Origin of the sequence: Aliterella atlantica CENA595 (assembly GCF_000952155.1) — a bacterium.
GTDB classification, from domain to species: domain Bacteria; phylum Cyanobacteriota; class Cyanobacteriia; order Cyanobacteriales; family Chroococcidiopsidaceae; genus Aliterella; species Aliterella atlantica.
Genome location: NZ_JYON01000001.1, coordinates 313,893 through 329,585 on the forward strand (window position 1 = coordinate 313,893; position 15,693 = coordinate 329,585).

General features: G+C 42.7%; 16 protein-coding genes and 1 tRNA gene. 7 read left to right on the top strand and 10 right to left on the bottom strand.

The annotated features are described in order from the left end of the window. Window positions 1-17: 17 nt before the first annotated feature. Genes gor through UH38_RS01490 form a run of 3 tightly spaced genes read left to right on the top strand, consistent with a single transcriptional unit; the run spans window position 18 to window position 3,165 of the window. On the top strand, window positions 18-1,394 hold the full coding sequence (gor, locus tag UH38_RS01480) for a glutathione-disulfide reductase (RefSeq protein ID WP_045052820.1): 1,377 nt from the start codon (window positions 18-20) through the stop codon (window positions 1,392-1,394). Between the two features lie 3 nt (window positions 1,395-1,397). Further along, window positions 1,398-2,030 (top strand): YqiA/YcfP family alpha/beta fold hydrolase, encoded by a 633-nt coding sequence (locus tag UH38_RS01485; protein ID WP_045052821.1) that lies wholly within the window; start codon window positions 1,398-1,400, stop codon window positions 2,028-2,030. Between the two features lies 1 nt (window position 2,031). Next, on the top strand, window positions 2,032-3,165 hold the full coding sequence (locus UH38_RS01490) for a histidinol-phosphate transaminase (RefSeq protein ID WP_045052822.1): 1,134 nt from the start codon (window positions 2,032-2,034) through the stop codon (window positions 3,163-3,165). Between the two features lie 108 nt (window positions 3,166-3,273). On the opposite strand, the gene UH38_RS01495 is transcribed toward UH38_RS01490, so the two are convergent. Then, a complete protein-coding gene (locus UH38_RS01495) occupies window positions 3,274-3,834 on the bottom strand; it encodes a hypothetical protein (RefSeq protein WP_045052823.1) in 561 nt (186 codons plus the stop codon). Window positions 3,835-4,317: 483 nt separating this feature from the next. Further along, a complete protein-coding gene (locus UH38_RS01500) occupies window positions 4,318-4,935 on the bottom strand; it encodes a GNAT family N-acetyltransferase (RefSeq protein ID WP_045053037.1) in 618 nt (205 codons plus the stop codon). 169 nt (window positions 4,936-5,104) lie between these two features. Here UH38_RS01500 and UH38_RS01505 point away from each other — a divergent pair. Next, window positions 5,105-5,175, top strand: a tRNA-Gly gene (locus tag UH38_RS01505). A gap of 213 nt (window positions 5,176-5,388) precedes the next feature. Here UH38_RS01505 and UH38_RS01510 read toward each other — a convergent pair. From UH38_RS01510 to UH38_RS01525, 4 genes are all read right to left on the bottom strand, one after another. Further along, a complete protein-coding gene (locus UH38_RS01510) occupies window positions 5,389-5,766 on the bottom strand; it encodes a hypothetical protein (RefSeq protein ID WP_045052824.1) in 378 nt (125 codons plus the stop codon). A 170-nt stretch (window positions 5,767-5,936) separates the two neighbouring features. Further along, window positions 5,937-6,230 (bottom strand): hypothetical protein, encoded by a 294-nt coding sequence (locus UH38_RS01515; protein ID WP_045052825.1) that lies wholly within the window; start codon window positions 6,228-6,230, stop codon window positions 5,937-5,939. A gap of 46 nt (window positions 6,231-6,276) precedes the next feature. Next, complete coding sequence (locus UH38_RS01520) at window positions 6,277-7,320, bottom strand: ABC transporter permease (protein WP_045052826.1); 1,044 nt, start codon at window positions 7,318-7,320, stop codon at window positions 6,277-6,279. Between the two features lie 245 nt (window positions 7,321-7,565). Next, on the bottom strand, window positions 7,566-8,078 hold the full coding sequence (locus UH38_RS01525) for an adenine phosphoribosyltransferase (RefSeq protein WP_045052827.1): 513 nt from the start codon (window positions 8,076-8,078) through the stop codon (window positions 7,566-7,568). 363 nt (window positions 8,079-8,441) lie between these two features. Here UH38_RS01525 and UH38_RS01530 point away from each other — a divergent pair, with 363 nt between their 5' ends. Then, entirely contained in the window at window positions 8,442-9,068 is a 627-nt protein-coding gene (locus UH38_RS01530) for a DUF3038 domain-containing protein (protein ID WP_045053038.1), read from the top strand. Then, window positions 9,065-10,024 carry a DUF4335 domain-containing protein gene (locus tag UH38_RS01535; RefSeq protein ID WP_045052828.1) on the top strand — a complete coding sequence of 320 codons (960 nt, stop codon included), beginning with the start codon at window positions 9,065-9,067 and terminating at the stop codon, window positions 10,022-10,024. Before UH38_RS01530 ends, UH38_RS01535 begins: the two co-directional genes overlap by 4 nt. Before the next feature lie 40 nt (window positions 10,025-10,064). On the opposite strand, the gene UH38_RS01540 is transcribed toward UH38_RS01535, so the two are convergent. Then, on the bottom strand, window positions 10,065-12,332 hold the full coding sequence (locus UH38_RS01540; protein ID WP_045052829.1) for a transglycosylase domain-containing protein: 2,268 nt from the start codon (window positions 12,330-12,332) through the stop codon (window positions 10,065-10,067). 207 nt (window positions 12,333-12,539) lie between these two features. Between UH38_RS01540 and UH38_RS01545 the strand changes: the two genes are divergently transcribed. Then, window positions 12,540-13,175 carry a hypothetical protein gene (locus tag UH38_RS01545; RefSeq protein WP_052672211.1) on the top strand — a complete coding sequence of 212 codons (636 nt, stop codon included), beginning with the start codon at window positions 12,540-12,542 and terminating at the stop codon, window positions 13,173-13,175. A 130-nt stretch (window positions 13,176-13,305) separates the two neighbouring features. Here the strand turns inward: UH38_RS01545 and lspA are convergent, their stop codons facing one another. The 3 genes from lspA to bioB form a co-directional block, all read right to left on the bottom strand. Further along, window positions 13,306-13,782 carry a signal peptidase II gene (gene lspA, locus UH38_RS01550; RefSeq protein WP_045052830.1) on the bottom strand — a complete coding sequence of 159 codons (477 nt, stop codon included), beginning with the start codon at window positions 13,780-13,782 and terminating at the stop codon, window positions 13,306-13,308. Between the two features lie 49 nt (window positions 13,783-13,831). Then, window positions 13,832-14,419: a biotin transporter BioY gene (locus tag UH38_RS01555; protein WP_045052831.1), complete on the bottom strand. Its 588-nt coding sequence runs from the start codon at window positions 14,417-14,419 to the stop codon at window positions 13,832-13,834. Between the two features lie 89 nt (window positions 14,420-14,508). Continuing rightward, complete coding sequence (gene bioB, locus UH38_RS01560) at window positions 14,509-15,609, bottom strand: biotin synthase BioB (RefSeq protein WP_045052832.1); 1,101 nt, start codon at window positions 15,607-15,609, stop codon at window positions 14,509-14,511. Window positions 15,610-15,693: the final 84 nt, after the last annotated feature.

Here is a 15,693-nt window from a genome sequence, read left to right on the forward strand (position 1 = left end):
GGGGTATCAGGTAAGTCATGACGTTTGATTACGATCTTTTTGTAATTGGTGCGGGTTCTGGGGGTTTGGCAGCCTCTAAACGCGCCGCTAGCTATGGGGCGAAAGTGGCGATCGCCGAACAAGATTTAGTCGGCGGTACTTGTGTTGTGCGCGGCTGCATTCCCAAAAAATTAATGGTTTACAGTTCTCACTTTCCCCAACTAATTGATGGTGCAGCAGGATACGGTTGGCAAGTGGGCGATCGCCAGCTAGATTGGCAGCATCTAGTTAAGGTTGTAGATAATGAAGTCCGACGATTATCAAATTTGCATATCAATTTTTTAGAAAAAGCTGGCGTAGAACTTATTCCCAGTCGCGCTACTTTGTTAGATCCTCACACTATAGAAGTTGACGGGCGCAAAGTTACTGCTGACAAAATTTTAATTGCTGTAGGCGGTCGTCCTGTTAAACCCAATTTACCAGGTATGGATCTAGCAATTACATCTAACGAGATGTTCCACTTACCAGAAAAACCCAAGCATATTGCAATTATTGGCGCTGGCTACATTGGCGTAGAATTTGCCTCGATTATGAGAGGTTTGGGTTGTGAAGTTACGCAAATTATTCGTGGCGATTTGATTTTACGCGGGTTCGATCGCGATATCCGTAACGAGATTCAACATGGCATGAGCCATCATGGTGTCAAAATTTTAACTAACACTGTAGTCAAGCAAGTAGAAAAGGTAGCAGAAGGATTAAAGCTAACTTTAGCTGGCGAGCAAGAAGAACCTATAATTGCTGATACTTTCCTAGCTGCAACCGGAAGAGATCCTTATTTAGAGGGATTAGGTTTAGAAAACGTCGGAGTTGAAGTTATTTCTAGTCACGTCGATGGACTTGGCTATAGTACCAGAAGCGCGATCGCTGTCAATGAATTTAGCCAAACTTCCCAGCCAAATATCTTCGCTGTAGGCGATTGTACAGATAGAATAAACCTCACTCCCGTAGCAATTGGCGAAGGTAGAGCGTTTGCTGATACCGAATTTGGTAACAATCGGCGATCGCTCAGTCATGAAAATGTCCCCTCTGCAGTATTTTCAACGCCTGAAGCCGCGACTGTAGGCATGAGCGAAGATGATGCCCAAAAACAATATGGTGACGATATCAAGTGCTATCGCGCCCGTTTCCGCCCGTTATTTCACAGTCTCACCGGACAAGATGAAAAAACAATGGTGAAGTTAGTAATAGATGCTAAAACCGATAAAGTTTTAGGCGCTCACATGGTAGGCGAAAACTCAGCCGAAGTAATTCAAGGCGTAGCGATCGCTGTTAATATGGGCGCAACCAAAAAAGACTTCGATGCTACTGTAGGCATTCACCCATCTACAGCCGAAGAATTCGTTACCCTGCGCTAACAGGTGGATTATATTTATCTTCACGGTTTTGCTTCTAGTCCTAGTTCTACCAAAGCTAGGTATTTGCGCGATCACTTTGCAGAACTAGGCATTGACTTAAAAACACCCGATCTAAATCAAGGCGATTTTTCGCAACTTTCCATTACGCGCCAAATTCTGCAAATAGCGGCAGAATTTCCCGCAAATTCTGCGCCTGTAACTCTCATCGGCTCTAGTTTAGGTGGTTTAACGGCAGCTTGGCTAGCAGAAAAATACTTGCAAGTTCAGCGCTTGGTACTGCTAGCACCTGCATTTGAGTTTCTATCTCACTGGTTGCAGCAATTAGGCGCAGACAAGCTAAAGCAATGGCAATTAGAGCAATATTTGCCGATCTATCACTACGGTGAGGGGCGATCGCTTCCTCTTAGTTACAATTTCCTCTTAGATGCTGCTAACTACCAAGATCGGCTATTACGTGCTGTTCCAACTTTGATTCTGCATGGCGTTGGCGATGAAGTTATCCCCATTGAGGCTAGCCGTAATTTTGCTAAGTCGCATCCACAAGTTAAGTTAGTTGAATTAAATAGCGACCATGCGTTAGGCGATGTCATGGTAGACATTTGGCAGCAAATTCAAGTTTTTTGTCAGTTATATTAAAATGCTTCCATTCATTCGTTCGGACTTAGATGATATCCGCGCTTACAAAGCCCACCCTGGCAGTACGAATAGCGCACCTGTAACCTCTACAATCGATCGCTTAGATACCAATGAAAATCCCTACGATTTGCCTAGCGACATCAGACAAAAGCTAGCTTGGACTTATCAAGAAATTCTAGAAAACAATCGCTATCCCGATGGGACACACGAACACTTAAAAGCTGCGATCGCTAAGTACGTTAGCGAGTCAGCAGCTACAAATATTACTACTGATAATATCTCTGTAGGTAATGGTTCAGATGAAATTATCCGCTCGATTTTAATTGCTACTTGTGCGGGTAAAGAAGGTACAGTTTTGGTTGCCAATCCTACCTTTAGTATGTACGCAGTTTTGGCGCAAGCTTTAGGTATTCCTGTCGTTACCGTAGAGCGATCGCTTGTTGATTTTTCTCTAGATATAGCTGCTGCCAATAAAGCGATCGCTCAGACTACTAACCCGCCTATCCGCGTCGTGTTTGTCGTTCATCCCAATTCGCCTACAGGGAATGCTTTAACTAGCCAAGAACTATCATGGCTAAGGAGTTTACCAGAACATATTTTAGTAGTAGTTGACGAAGCTTATTTTGAATTTAGTCAAAATACTGTATTAGGTGAATTATCAAAGCGTCCTAACTGGATAGTATTGAGGACATTTTCTAAAGCCTTTAGACTTGCCGCCCATCGCGTCGGTTATGCTATTGGACACATAGATGCGATCGCTGCTTTAGAAAAAATTCGCTTGCCCTATAATATTCCTAGCTTTTCTTTAGCTGCGGCTTTAATTGTGCTGCAAAACCGCCAACAGTTACTCAATGTTGTTCCCCAAATTTTAGATGAGAAGGCTAAATTAACTCAAGCTTTAACTCAACAGCCTGAATTACAATTCTGGGAAAGTGCAGCTAATTTTATCTTCGTACGCCTGAACCCCAGTTTTGGGCTAGCAGAAGAACAATTAAGTCATATCCACGCCCAATTAATGTCTAACGGTACTTTGGTTCGTTACGTTAGCGGTGGATTGCGAATTACTGTCGGTAGTCCCCAAGAAAATCACAGAACGATAGAACGCCTACAAACGGCATTGAAAAATTATCGTTGATATAAATGACGTACCCGTACGTACCCGTAGAGACGTAGCATTGCTACGTCTCTACACCGATGGCAATCCCACGTTTGTTTGCGACGACAATCCCACATCGCCCACGCATTATTTTTTCTGATTCAAATTGTAAGAACGGCGTACTGCATTAACTGTTTGCGGTAATACACCTACTAATAGTGCAAATGCCTCATCAGGTAATTGGGCTACAGTCTCCGCGTCGAAATATTGCTCAAACTGTTCTAAAATTTTCTGTACGCGCTGCTGGGGTACGGGTTTTTCGGTTATTTGCTTCAGCAGGCGAATCCACTGTCGCCTAATCAAATACGCTTTTTGCCTTTCTTCATGAGATTCAGGAGATAGTAAAGAAAGATTACCTACTGGCAAAGCTAATTTACAATCTTGGTCGTAGATACTGCCAACTGCTGCCCCAGGTCCAGCAAATTCTGCATGAAAATCTTTGTAGAGAATCAAGCCATTGCGACGACGACTGTTCACTACTAGCACTTGTCCGCTGTGCAGCATTTTCACAATTTCTGGAGCATTTTTTTCTTTACTAGGGTTGGTCATTTCACTAGCGCCCACAGAACTAGCGCTCCGAGTACCTTGGGCGGCAAAATCAGCTAATGCTATGGCGGCTTGATAGCGCTGATAGTTTTCGCTATCCATTGGGTTTCCTGTGAGTTTATGCACTACGAACAACCGAAAGCAAAACAAAAGTTTTGCTTTTCCTTCATATATTGGTACTATGACAATCGAGTTAATAAAAACAAGATTAGTCTTTGAATAGAAACAAAGGTAACTATATTTTATTGCATTTAGCTGGACTAATTCTCAAACAACATTCCTAAAACTTGAAGCCTTAATAAAGATTAGTTAATAAGAATGTAAACCTTTCGTAAAGTAAAATAAAATACCTACACAAATAGTTTGAGCGCATTGATTTTACATTTGTTAACAAAAACAATACTGTATAACTTTAGTAGCAATTAATACTAATATTTAAGTGAAAATCAAGCTCTAATAATGTTAATTCGTGTAAAAAAAGCTACCTAAATGAAAAGTAGATAGCAAATATTACAGATATAATTTATAGCTATATTAGTTGAAAACATTGGTTAATTTACTTGCAATCCTATTAAACGCGATCGCTTACTTCAAGCATTTATGTAATAATATTTGCCTCGGTCGTCCCCATAACCAACTACTCCAACCAGCATCTATTTGATGCAACTGATAGCCTAGTTTGAAATAAAGCTGTCGTGCTTGATAGTTATTTTCTAGAACGTGCAAGTATATGTCATGAAATCCCCATTCTAGGGCAGTACGTTCGCAAGTTAGGAGTAATTGTTCGCCAATACCGCGTCGGCGATCGCGCGAATGGACTGCTAAATTTGATAAATACGGGTATTTATTGCCTCCCCACAATCCAGTGGTAGGGCGCACCGCCATTTCTACGGTTCCAGCTAGGGTTGAAGGACTACAGACATAGGAATGAGCCAAATTATTTACTTGAGCAGAACCATACGTTGCTACCAAACAAACATGATGGGGCGCTGAATTTTGCAAGCGACTACGCAAATCCTCATAAATACCTAAACGTAGTAAAGGATAAGCCCATCCAAACGTTCCTTCTTTAGAGTGAAAGCTATCACAGAGGATTTCCGCAACATCGCTCAAATCTTGATGCTCTACAGCCCGTACTTGTACGTATAATGAGCCATCAGCTTGACTATCTTCGGCTGGCTGACGATCTGTAAAAGAAGACAAGGGTTTCAAAAGTAAAGATACACGCCGTCAATATCCTAAACGATTTCTCAGCTAAGTGAAGAAAGGAAAAGGCAAGGATTGAAAGGAAAGTTTCACTTTTTCTCCATAAGTATGCAATTGTGATGAAATCGTGTTATTATTATATTTCTGCAATATCCAATATTGAATTGCGGGCGTAGTTTAGTGGTAAAACCTTAGCCTTCCAAGCTAATGATGCGAGTTCGATTCTCGCCGCCCGCTTAATTAAGAACATTGAATTAGAAGAAGATCGCTTAGTGCTAGCGATAAATACGATCGTACATAACAAAATACCCCACAGCTAACATAAGTGTAGGGTAGGGAGTATTTCAAGGCTTTCTAGCAGTAATGAATGCCAAATGCTACTGCTGCCACAAATAAGTCGCGATCTTGAGAGGTTTTGAACGTAACAAAGCGATCGCCCAACTACAGCAATTAATCTTTATCCTTTTTGCCAAGAATTCCTTCTAGGAAATTCTTAGACTTGTCTTCAACGGAAATAGCATCTCCAGAATTTTCAGGGCGATTCATTTGATCGATATCAGCAGTTCCCTGAATTTCATTAAGACCTTGATTAGCCTTAGCTGTAGTTTCCTCTCGCGAATAAGGATCTTTTAAAACTGCTTTTTGTGCTTCCTTTTCAATAGATTGAAGATTTGCTTCGCCTTGTTGAGGAGAACTGCCCCTTGCAGTCGGGTTTACAGGATCGCTGAATGCAGGTGAAGCGTTAGAGAGTAACAATAAAGCGCAAACACAAGCAGCGACTAAGAAACGGACTGGACGTAGGTTAGACAAATTGAAGCGGATACGCATATCGACTTTCTCCTAGCAATATCAATTATTATTCAGGCTTTTATGAACTAAAACTAACTAAAATCCCGAACAATGATATATGTTAGCCTACTCTCTTGTCATTAATCCATCTACATCAAGATAGATATGTTTATTAATATTTTTCGTTCGTGAATAATCAATAAAATTATTTAACTTTTAGCTACAAAATTGATGTTTGGTAGTATTGGATCTTGCACTATTCCTACACCCTTGAAGCCCCACCTTTGCATTAAATTAGCTATTTGAGTTGCCGCAATAGACTCCACCGCAAAGCGATCGCTTACATCTTTGCCATGAGTATTAAGATAACTCAAAGCATCAAAATGTTCGTTAAACATCAACAAATAATTAGAGGTTTTAGCTGCTGGTGCTTCATCATTATTTATTCGAGCAACTAAGTAGCTACCATCAGCTTTAGAGCGAAGAAGATAATAAACTTGCATAACATATACTAACGTGAGCGCTTTCCAACTTGAGCGATCGCACGAACTAACTATTTTCTAGACGAATGCGCGGATCTACAACTTTAAGTAACAAATCAGCAAGCAAATTGCCCACAATTAACATCACAGCGCCCATAATTAAACTTGCCATTACCAAATAAATATCTTGAGCAGTTACAGCTTGCAAAATTAATCGCCCCAAACCTGGCCAATTGAAGAAAAATTCAGCAATAAAAGCGCCACTTAACAAACTAGCTAACTCAAATCCCAACAGTGTAATTAAAGGATTAATTGCATTTCTGAGGGCGTGAACGTAGATAACTCGATTTTCTGGTAATCCCTTAGCACGTGCTGTTTGAATATAATCTTGGCGCAATACATCTAACAATTCCCCGCGCGTAATGCGTTGCAAGCCAGCAAAGCTAGTAATGCTCAAAGCAATAGTAGGCAAAATCATGTGCCAACCGATATCTAAAATTTTACCAAACGGCGATAAATCTGCATGATTGATACTCGTCATATCTCCTACAGGAAATAGAGGAGAGACATTTTGCGCCAGAATTAACAGTAATAAAGCTGTAATGAAGCTAGGAAAACCTTGTCCGGCGTAGCTAATAACTTGCAAAATCCTATCTATCAAACGATTTTGTTTGACAGCGGCGAGAATACCTAGCGGAATAGCGATCGCCCAAGTAACAATTAAAGAAGAAATAGCTAGCAGCAGCGTAGCCGGAACGCGCTCCCATAATAGCGAAGCTACCGAACGTTGATAGACAAAACTCTGACCAAAGTTGCCTTGAGTTACTACTTGCACTAGCCAACGCCTATACTGTTCTAGCCAAGGTAAATCTAAACCAAATTGGACTCTTAATTCTTCAATACGTTCTGGAGAAATTTTGGGATTAGCCTTCAGCGTACTCAGATAATCGCCAGGAGCTAGCTGAATGATAAAAAAGCACAGAAACGAGGCTAACAGCAGCGTCAACAAAGCTTGCAACACTCGCTTAACTACATAAACGAACGTCTCGTTATTGATTAGTCCATTCAACCAGTCCCAAGCTGCCGTTACGGATACTTTAGTAGAAGTCATATCTTAATTAGCTTTCGCTTTCCTGCCAGAACCCAGAAGCTTGATAATTCGTAATTAATTTGGGTACAAGCCCCATCAAAAATCTTTGGTGCAAGGAGGTTTTTGATTGGTAGCGCTTTTTTACTTTCACTGATTGTAATGCGCGAATGTGCAAATTATCAATTACAGATTGCGGCTTGGCGCGATCGCTAGCCGAGCCTCCTGTAGTCCCTTTTGTCTAGTGAATCATAGGCTTATGAAAAGCTCTAGTATTCTACCAGCGTTACAATCGGCACATCGGGCAGGCGATCGCGTCCTTGTAAATCTCGTAGCTCAATAATGAAACCAAAACCTACCAATTGACAGCCGATTTGTTGGACTAACTTTGCTGTAGCGCCAGCAGTACCGCCTGTAGCAATTAGATCGTCTACAATTAGCACGCGAGTTCCTGGTTTTAAAGCATCTTGGTGTACCTCTAAGCAATCCATCCCGTACTCTAGCTCGTACTCGATGGAATGAACTTCACCAGGCAACTTACCAGGCTTGCGGACGGGAATAAAGCCTACATCTAACTTGTAAGCTAAAGGAGCGCCGACAATAAACCCCCGCGACTCCATCCCGACAATACACTCAGCGCCCAAACTCTCAGTTTTTTCTGCCAAAGTATCAATCGTATAACGCAACCCAGCCGGATCGCGCAACAAAGTAGTAATGTCTCGGAACATAATCCCAGGTTTGGGAAAGTCAGGAATATCGCGAATTAACGACTGTAAATCCATAAGCTTGATGAGCGCAAAGATAACTTAACAAAGATATACAATGAATTGCTTGAGCCAACTAGATAGGCTCTGAAAATCGTACACTAGAAAGTTATATTGGTTTGAATTATCTATTTTTATTGACTATTGTTGACTTATTACCTGTAAATTTACTAGGACTGGGTTTTAACGGTATCAAACTATGACACCGTTAAATTATCTGACACAAAGAGTTTAAATTAAAAAACAAAAAGCCCCAGTAACCGAACCGATAAAGTAAAACTTGATTAGCCACTTACCTAGATGGAGACGATTAGGGAAAAGTTGGCGAAAATATAAATGCTATTGTGGCTAAGTGCCTATGCACCTGTCCAGTTTGTGAGGATTAATGCTTTTGTGAACGTAAAGCCGTTAGATAGTTCACCTGTTGAATCGCTACCGATAATTTTAGACAGTTTGCCCAACTTATCTGTCGAGGAAAAACCGTGTCCGCAAAGAATTAGGGTACAGATTGACCTAATTTTACTAGCTATTGAAGCTTTGGAGCTTGGCTCTTCAGAGGCAATTTTAGCTGTGGCTGAAGAATTAGAACTCCAAGACATTATTAAAAATAGAGTAAATCTGTGGCGATTACGCAGTACCAACCCTTTGAGAAGGGCGCATACTCGTCGCCCCTTAAGCGTTATTGAAGCCAAAGCCCTAGTAATTATTGCCTGTTATTTGGCGCGGCGATTGACAGTTGTAATTCGCCAATTAGTGCTAGCCAATCAACAGATGAGCGATAAACAAATTCCCTTAGAACAAAATTTACGCCTAGCTAATTACTTAGAGCGTTTTCAAGCACACTTTAGAAGCCGCATGAATCCTCGACGTTCGGGAGCGATCGCCTATAATACCAAAGAAAAATCAAATCAATTGGCTTTGAGCCTCTTAGAACAACTACTATTTTGTACGGGAACGGCGGGAATGCAACGGTTTTGGGTTAGTCTGTTTGACGGTGAAGTAGAATGACGATTCAACGCAAGTACAGCCTACCAAGCTGCATATTAATTTTAGAAGGATTAAGCGAGGCAAATGCCCAGTCTCCTACAGATGGGCGATCGCTAATTTCGATGTTAGTCAATGCTGAGTGTCATTTCCCCAATTCCCAGCAACAGCCTTTAACTGGCGGTAGAGACTTTTTAGAAAGTTTAGTTAAAGCCGTTAGCGCTTACGCCCAGGAGTTTTTAAGTAAAATTCCTCACCCTGAAGCCCACAACTTCGAGCAAGAGTTAGTACAGGTACAAAAAGTAGAGAAAAATCGGCATAGATTGACTGTACGCTCTAACCCAGCAGGTCCAAGCGATAATTCTGACTCGGCTGTAGTCAGCGTAGATTTAACCACAGTACAACTATTTGACTTAGTTGAAGCAGTAGACCAATTTTTAGCCGATAGTCGCACATTACCAAACTTATCGCTAGCGATCGCACCTGTTTCCCAGCGCCATGTAGCTTCGCGTCAAGACATGGCAAAACAAGCCGTACCTGCAACAGTTGGGCTATCAAGTTTAGCACTAGCAGCGATCGCCTTTTTCTTCGTCCCAATTCCTGAAGTTCAGCCACCCAAGCCAGTACCCCAATCTAGCAGCCAGTCTAGTTCTCCTAGCCCAGCGCCAGCAATTACCGATCCCACCCAAATAGAAGCTTTGAATAAAAAGCTATACGAGCAGCTAAACACAGCTTGGAAAACCCGCGCTACATTAGATCGGGATTTAAGCTATCAAGTAGTCGTATCTCCCCAAGGTGCGATCGTTGGGTATAAGTCTGTTGATGCTACAGCTAACGAGCAAATAGAGCGCACTCCCCTCCGCAGCTTGCTTAAGCCGCCTTTAAATACACCTAATTCCACACCCCAACCAGTAGCCCAGTACAGAGTAGTATTCACCAAAGGCGGGCAGGTACAAATTACCAATTGGGAAACTAAATAATTCGTAATTCGTAATTCGTAATTCGTAATTATCAGGGGGACTACTGCACAACGCGCCGCATATAGTTGCCCCACAGCCTTGCTGCTTGAGCGCTACTACCTGATGTGGGCGAATTGTTGTCATTTCCTAGCCAAACTCCAGTTACAAGTTGGCGACTGGGGACAAAGCCTATAAACCACAAATCTACGTTGTTGTTGGTAGTACCAGTTTTTCCGGCTTCTCGCCAACCGATAGCCGCACTTTTACCTGTACCCCGTTGCACAACGCCTTGGAGCATATCAGTCATAGTATCGGCAACTCCTGGCTGCAATACCTGGACATTCGCATCAGTGCTTTGATTAAAAGAGTAAATCACGCGACAAGTTTTGAGATTATTGCGATCGCGACAATCGCTGCTATCAAGTATGCGGCTAATTAAATGAGCGCGATTCCATTTGCCATTGTTAGCTATTGCTCCAAACGCCCCTGTCATTTCTAAAACGCTAGCTTCACTTTGCCCCAAAACTAAGCCAGGTACGGGATTTAAGGGCGATGTAATTCCTAGCCTCTCAGCCATGCGGACGACTTTATTTAGCCCTACATCTCTTGCTACCCGCAGCGCGATCGCATTTTCTGATAAAGCCAGCCCTGTCGCCATATCTACGCTACCACTCGATCGCTCGCAACCCCGATAAGCCTGCCCTTGCCAACTAATCGGCGCACAGGAATATATTTTTCCTGGCGATATGCCTTGCTCAACTGCTGCTGTATAAGTAAATAGTTTAAATGTCGAACCAGGTTGGCGTTTGGCTTGAATCGCCCGATTGAATTGGCTGGCTTTGTAGTTTTTGCCGCCTACTAGCGCCACTACTCCCCCAGTGCTAGAATCAAGCGTGACAACAGCCCCTTGAGAAAAACCATAGCTACCGCCTGCGGTGCTGACAGTGTTTTGCAAGGCTGCTTCGGCTTGTGCTTGAACTTGAGGATCGAGTTGAGTTTCGATAATATAATTGCCTTCTGTTGCCAATTCCTTGCCTAATATGCGTTGCAGTTCTTGAAATACTGAGGCGTAGAAATATGGCGCAATGGTACTAGCTTGACGTTCGCAGACTTTGCGGCTAATTGTTACAGGCGATCGCCTAGCTCTATTTGCTTCTTCTTGGCTGACTTTGCCTTGCTCTAGCATCCGCGCAATCACTCGGTTGCGGTAGTCTATAGTTTGGAAGCTACTGCCATCATTACCGCAGAGATCGAAACCGTTGGGTGCAGGCAAAATTCCTACTAAAGTAGCTGATTCTGCCAAAGTTAAATCTTTAGCTGATTTATCGAAGTAATAGCGTGCAGCATCCTCAAAGCCGAAGGTATCTGCACCTACATAAATCCGATTTAAGTAAGTTAATAGCAAAAAGTCTTTACTGTAAAACGTCTCTAACTTGAGCGCAACTACAGCCTCTTTAAGTTTGCGTCCTAAAGAATCTTCTGCACCTACATAATCGCGAAATAAGCTACGAGCAACTTGCTGGGTGACAGTGCTAGCCCCTTGCTGAAATCCTTTGCCTTGAATGTTGATAACTACAGCCCGTAAAATCCCGATCGGATCTACGCCAAAATGCCAGTAAAAACGGCTATCTTCTGAGGCAACTACAGCATCTGGAAGATAAGGCGAAAAGTCAGATAAACGTTGCATATCTACGTGCGCTGTGTTGCGGGGCTGACGTAGAGGCGTTTCCCCGTCGCGGGCGTAAATAACTACAGGTCCTTGGGTGGGAGTAGGTAGAGGTGTAACTGCAAATTTTGTCCACTCTACACCAATTGCAAGAGCTAATAACGCGGTTACGCCACCAACGCCGTAAGCTGCCCATGCCGCCGCTTTAAGGTAGCTGGGTGGTGGATCGAAGTATTGGACTTTTACTGCCGCTGCAAGCTCCGGCGGACCGAGGCTAAATACATCTCCATGACGCAGTTCTAAAGTGTTGACGCGGCGCTTGCCGATATAAATGCCATTAGTGGAGTTTTCATCCTTGATGACGAAAGGCGATCGCGCTTTATGTGAATCTCTAGATATTGATAGATGAATTTGGCTGACAACTGGATTACGCACCACAATGTCACAGGATTTTGAACTGCGACCTAGTAAGTAGCGATCGCCCAATAAGGGGTATATTTCCGCCTTGTCTGCTCCCGCCTCTTGTACCCACAGTTCCGGCACTTTTGCCTTGGGGTTGAGTGCTAATGCCTGAAAATTTACTTTTGCCTGAATTGTTTGTACTGCTTGAGTTACTTGACTCAAGATTGTTTTCGGCTTGTTGGGAGGCGAAGGAGAACTCATGGGCTGATGTTGTCAGTGCTAGGCGACAAAAAATGTTGCTTTTTAACCATTTTACTTATAACCCACGAAACTAAGTATTAGACTATACTTCACCGCTTTAGCGATCTCTATTTATACCTATGTTATTTACACATCCCCTTTAAGGTAGATTTTTCCGAGTGCTTCGTTTGTTGTAATATTCCCAGAGCCTAATTGAGGTTAATTGGTGTGAAGGCAAAATATTTAACGATCATTTGTACGACATTTGCATTAGCGGTAACTGGAAGTGTAGCGATCGCGCAATCCAGCACTACTAATGAAAAACCTGAAGAAATCGAGCTTTCTCCTGAAGGCAGAGAAATTCTATGTAAGCGCTTCCCGCTTAACTCCCGTTGTCAAGGAAGTGCTGAAGGCACAACTGGTGGCGACACTAGCGGTTCTGGCACTACTGAAACTGAAACAACTCCACCGACCGATACAACATCGCCTACTGTCCCTGGTGGAGCAGATCCTAACGCTCCTGGTAGCACTACAGGTCCCGGCAGCACTGACTCGACAACTCCATCTCCTGAAGCATCACCTGCGCCAACTGACGGCACAACTCCACCGACTGATACACCACCAGCAGGCGACAACACGCCAGATCCGAACAATCCAGCGCCAGACACAACAGCGCCTACAGATGGAACCACAGTGCCACCTACAGACGGAACCACAGCGCCACCTACAGACGGAACCACAGTGCCACCTACAGACGGAACCACAGTGCCACCTACAGATGGAACCACAGTGCCACCTACAGACGGAACCACAGTGCCACCTACAGACGGAACAACTACTCCAACTCCTGCTCCTTCTCCCTAATTAAGCAGAAGCAACAAGTAGAGTGAAAATTTAATAGAGTTACAACTAGCTCTGTAAAGTTAATTGCCCAGATTTAAAGATGAAATTAGTTTTTCATAAATCTGGGCAATATTTTATTAAAAAATAACATTTATCGAGGATTGCGACTAGAATTTGATGGCTCAGAAAAATTAGCAATTAACCAACAAATGATCCCAATATTAATAAATACATCTGCAAAGTTAAATACCGGAAATCTAATTAAGCGAAAATCTAGAAAATCTACAACGCTACCAGCAATAAATCTATCGATTCCATTGCCTAAAGCTCCTCCTAATAAAAAACCATAACCAATTTGTTCGAGCTTTTTGAGCTTGTTGCCAAACAAAGCGTATGCCATCAAACATAAGCTGACAAGTAAAGATAGCCAACGCAATATATCTGCTCTGCCAGCTAAAATACTAAAAGCTGCACCTGTATTTGTGACATACGTAAGGTGAAAGAATCCCACAATCAGCGGTCGAGTTTCTCCCAAGTTAAAGTTTTGGACTACCCAATATTTAGTTAATTGATCGAAAACAAAACTAATAACAGCAACAATCCAAAATATACTATTTTTAAAATTCATATTAATTAGTAGCTAGCTAGCTTCCTGCTGTGTGTAAATAGTTAATATCTCAATAAAACATTAAATGTCTCAAGCAGTAAGCTAGAACAGTAACGGCACAAACTACTACTAGCTGCCCTGGTAAAGGATATAACGAATATTTTAGGACAGTTTGAAATATTGATAAATTTTGCGGATTCATCCAGTTAAAAACGTAACTAGAAACCAAATAGATCAGTCCAGTAATGTGAATAGCAAATAAACCACAAATGCAACTAATAGCAAGCGATTCTAACTTCGGCTGGGCTTTAAAGGCAAGCCATCCACAAATCCAAGCACCAGGAATAAATCCTAATAGGTAGCCAAAATAAGGCTGTTTTAAGTATTCTAGTCCTCCCCCTTGAGCAAAGATAGGCAGCCAAGTTAGACCGAGGACTAAATAGGCAATTTGGGCGATCGCCCCTGCATTTTTGCCACCCACACAACCAACTAATAGTACAGCGCCAACTTGATAAGTAACGCCAATATCAAAAGATTGAACGCCATTATGGTTCCAATTCCAAGGCGAACTGGTGAAATAAGCTTCTAGGAAAGTTCCTCCAATAGTTAGGAGTAAACCAATAAAAGCCCATAGTAGTTGATTGGGGACAGCCACTATTGTTTAGAAAGTAGGGAGCAAAAAATGTAGAGACATAGCAGTGCTACGTCTAAGGGACAAAGCAGGGGTTGATAAATTTTCTTTCTAAATTATTCCCGATCTTGCTGCCATTCACCAGGAATTGGAGCTTCGCCGCCAGTAAGTCCAAGTTCTTTGAGCATTGCTCGATCTTGTTCTGGTGGTTGTCCCATTGTGGTGAGATAATGACCGACTAGCATAGCATTTATGCCTGCTTTTAAACCTAATGCCTGGAGTTCTCCCATTACAGCTTCGCGCCCGCCAGCGTAACGTAAAATTTGCTTGGGTAGTATGAGGCGGAAAATAGCGATCGCTTTGAGTGCTTCGTAAGGATCTAGCTTGGGGCGATCGCTTAGTGGCGTTCCAGCACGAGCATTGAGCAAATTCAAGGGTACTGATTCTACTTCTAGTTCCCTCAACGCCAAAGCTAAATCTACTCTATCTTCCCAGCTTTCACCTAAGCCCATAATTCCCCCACTACAAGCTTGAATTCCTGCTGCTTTGAGGTTTTTAATCGTAGCGACGCGATCGCGCCAACTATGGGTAGTAACTATCTGCGGGAAAAAGTCCTCTGCTGCTTCTAAATTGTGGTTGTAGCGGGTTACTCCTGCTGCTTTTAGCGCTTGTGCTTGTTCTGGCGTTACTTCTCCTAAAGCACAGCAGGGTTTAATATTTGTCTGGGCTAAAATTTGCTTGACAGTTGCCAAAATTTGCTCGAACTCTGTGGATTTAGAGTTAGCATACTTAGGACCGCGCCCTTGGCTGACTAAGCAAAAACGCTTTGCCCCCGCAGCTTCGGCGGCTTTGGCTTGAGCGATAATTTCTGTTTCTGACTTTAAGCCGTAAATTGGAGAATCGTTACCAGGATGATGCGCTGATTGCGAGCAAAAGCCGCAATTTTCCGAACAATTTCCTGACTTGACGTTGACAATGCTGCATAAATCTACCGTGTTACCACAGCAAGCTTGACGTACTTTATCCGCTGCTTGGCACAGCAGTAAAATATTTTCTTGCCCTTCTATTTGGGTAAGCGCGATCGCTGTTTCTCGCTGTAGTAATTCTCCAGCAATAACACTATCAGCTAAATTATCGAGCCACAGTTTTAGTTCTGCTTGACTACTTAGCTGAGGATCGACGCGATCGCACTTTGTTGATGGGGGTGCTTGAACCACTTTTTGCCCCTCGGTTGCATGACTTAGGTGTTGGCATTTTACCACTCGATTTGTCCTGGTTACTACAAGCTAAAATAGAAAGTA